The 2,185-nt window shown below is 67.2% G+C and carries 2 protein-coding genes; one reads left to right on the top strand and one right to left on the bottom strand.

The annotated features are described in order from the left end of the window. Positions 1–25 precede the first annotated feature (25 nt). A complete protein-coding gene (glnA, locus tag ACFWFI_RS42430; RefSeq protein ID WP_387401263.1) occupies positions 26–1,435 on the bottom strand; it encodes a type I glutamate--ammonia ligase in 1,410 nt (469 codons plus the stop codon). Between the two features lie 222 nt (positions 1,436–1,657). Between glnA and ACFWFI_RS42425 the strand changes: the two genes are divergently transcribed. Next, positions 1,658–2,125, top strand: a complete 468-nt coding sequence (locus ACFWFI_RS42425) for an RDD family protein (RefSeq protein ID WP_387401261.1) — start codon at positions 1,658–1,660, stop codon at positions 2,123–2,125. Positions 2,126–2,185 lie beyond the last annotated feature (60 nt).

The raw sequence follows: 2,185 nt of genomic DNA, 5'->3' as shown, positions 1-2,185 counted from the left end.
CGGCATACCGGTGAGCTCGTGACCTCTAGAGGTCGAAGTACAGCTCGAACTCGTGCGGGTGCGGGCGCAGCTGGATCGGGGCGATCTCGTGCGTGCGCTTGTAGTCGATCCACGTCTCGATCAGGTCGGGCGTGAAGACGCCGCCGGCCTGGAGGTAGTCGTGGTCCGCCTCGAGGGCGTCGAGGACCGCCGGGAGCGAGGTCGGGACCTGCTGGACGCCCGCGTGCTCCTCGGGGGCCAGCTCGTAGAGGTCCTTGTCGATCGGCTCCGGGGGCTCGATCTTGTTCTTCACACCGTCCAGGCCGGCCATCAGCAGGGCCGAGAACGCCAGGTACGGGTTGGAGGACGGGTCCGGGGCGCGGAACTCGACGCGCTTCGCCTTCGGGTTGGAGCCCGTGATCGGGATACGCATCGCGGCGGAGCGGTTGCGCTGCGAGTACACCATGTTGACCGGGGCCTCGAAGCCGGGGACCAGACGGTGGTAGGAGTTCACCGTCGGGTTGGTGAAGGCCAGCAGCGACGGGGCGTGCTTGAGGATGCCGCCGATGTAGTAGCGGGCCATGTCCGACAGGCCGGCGTAACCCTGCTCGTCGTAGAAGAGCGGCGTGCCGCCCTGCCACAGCGACTGGTGGACGTGCATGCCCGAGCCGTTGTCGCCGAAGATCGGCTTCGGCATGAAGGTCGCGGTCTTGCCGTTGCGCCAGGCGACGTTCTTCACGATGTACTTGAAGAGCATCAGGTCGTCGGCCGCGGCGAGCAGCGTGTTGAACTTGTAGTTGATCTCGGCCTGGCCCGCGGTGCCGACCTCGTGGTGCTGGCGCTCGACCTGGAGGCCGTTCTTGTCCAGCTCCAGGGAGATCTCGGCACGCAGGTCGGCGAAGTGGTCGACGGGCGGGGTCGGGAAGTAGCCGCCCTTGTAGCGGACCTTGTAACCGCGGTTGTTCTCCTCCGACCCGGTGTTCCAGGCGCCGGCCTCGGAGTCGATGTGGTAGAAGCTCTCGTTCGCCGACGTCTGGAAGCGGACGTTGTCGAAGACGTAGAACTCGGCCTCGGGGCCGAAGTACGCGGTGTCGGCGACACCGGTGGAGGCGAGGTACGCCTCGGCCTTCTTGGCCACGTTCCGCGGGTCACGGCTGTACTGCTCGCCGGTGATCGGGTCGTGGATGAAGAAGTTGACGTTCACCGTCTTGTCGCGGCGGAAGGGGTCGACACGGGCCGTGGACAGGTCGGCGCGGAGCGCCATGTCCGACTCGTGGATCGCCTGGAAACCGCGGATCGACGAGCCGTCGAAAGCCAGTTCCTCGGCCGGGTCGAAGGACCCCGCGGGGATCGTGAAGTGCTGCATCACGCCCGGCAGGTCGCAGAACCGGACGTCGATGAACTTGACGTCGTTGTCGGCGATGTACTTCTGGACTTCGTCGGCGTTCTGGAACATCCAACTCCTCCTACTCCCGACCCGGGAAAGGGCGGGGTTGCAGCTCGTCTGTGTGGCCAGTGCGGTGGCACACGCTGGACCCGACCTTAGGCAGAAGGGATTTCTCCAGCATGACCCATTTGTTTCGCACAAGTTAACCAGCCCGGTTGTGGGCGGCACCTCAGCGACGTGTTCCGTGCCCCGCCCGGCGAGGCGCAAACGTGGGCGCAGTACCGTGGACGGGTGGACAACAGGCAAGCAATCGGATCGTGGCTCTCGGGGCCGCGCGCGGCGGCCGAGGAGATGGGCGCCGACTTCGGTTACCGGGGCGAACGCCTCGGTCTGCCCCAGGACGGCCCGGGGTCGATCGCCCCGCTCGGCCGGCGCTTCGGGGCCCTCTTCATCGACTGGGCCGTATGCATGGTGATCGCATACGGGCTGCTCGCTCGCGGTGACCAGCAGGCGGCCGGGAACTGGGCGCTCGCCGTCTTCCTCGTCATGAGCCTGCTGACGGTCGGAACCGTCGGTTCCACCCCGGGCAAGCGGATGCTGGGCCTGCGGGTCATCGCCGAGGACGGCGGACGGCTCGGTGTCGTCCGGGTCGTCCTGAGGAGCGTCCTGCTCCTCCTGGTGATCCCCGCCATCGTCTGGGACCGTGACAGCCGCGGCCTCCACGACCGACTGGCCCGCGCCGTCCAGGTCCGTATCTGAGACCGCGCCGGTACGACGCACCGGCGGACATACGAAGAGAGCGGCCCCGGACGAGTGCAT

It is taken from the genome of Streptomyces sp. NPDC060209 (genome assembly GCF_042728155.1).
GTDB lineage: Bacteria > Actinomycetota > Actinomycetes > Streptomycetales > Streptomycetaceae > Streptomyces.
This window is presented reverse-complemented; position numbering and strand designations above follow the sequence as displayed.

Coding starts and splice junctions, on each gene's coding strand:
- glnA (WP_387401263.1), bottom strand. CDS start 1,435: ATGTTCCAGAACGCCGACGAAGTCCAGAAGTACATCGCCGACAACGAC.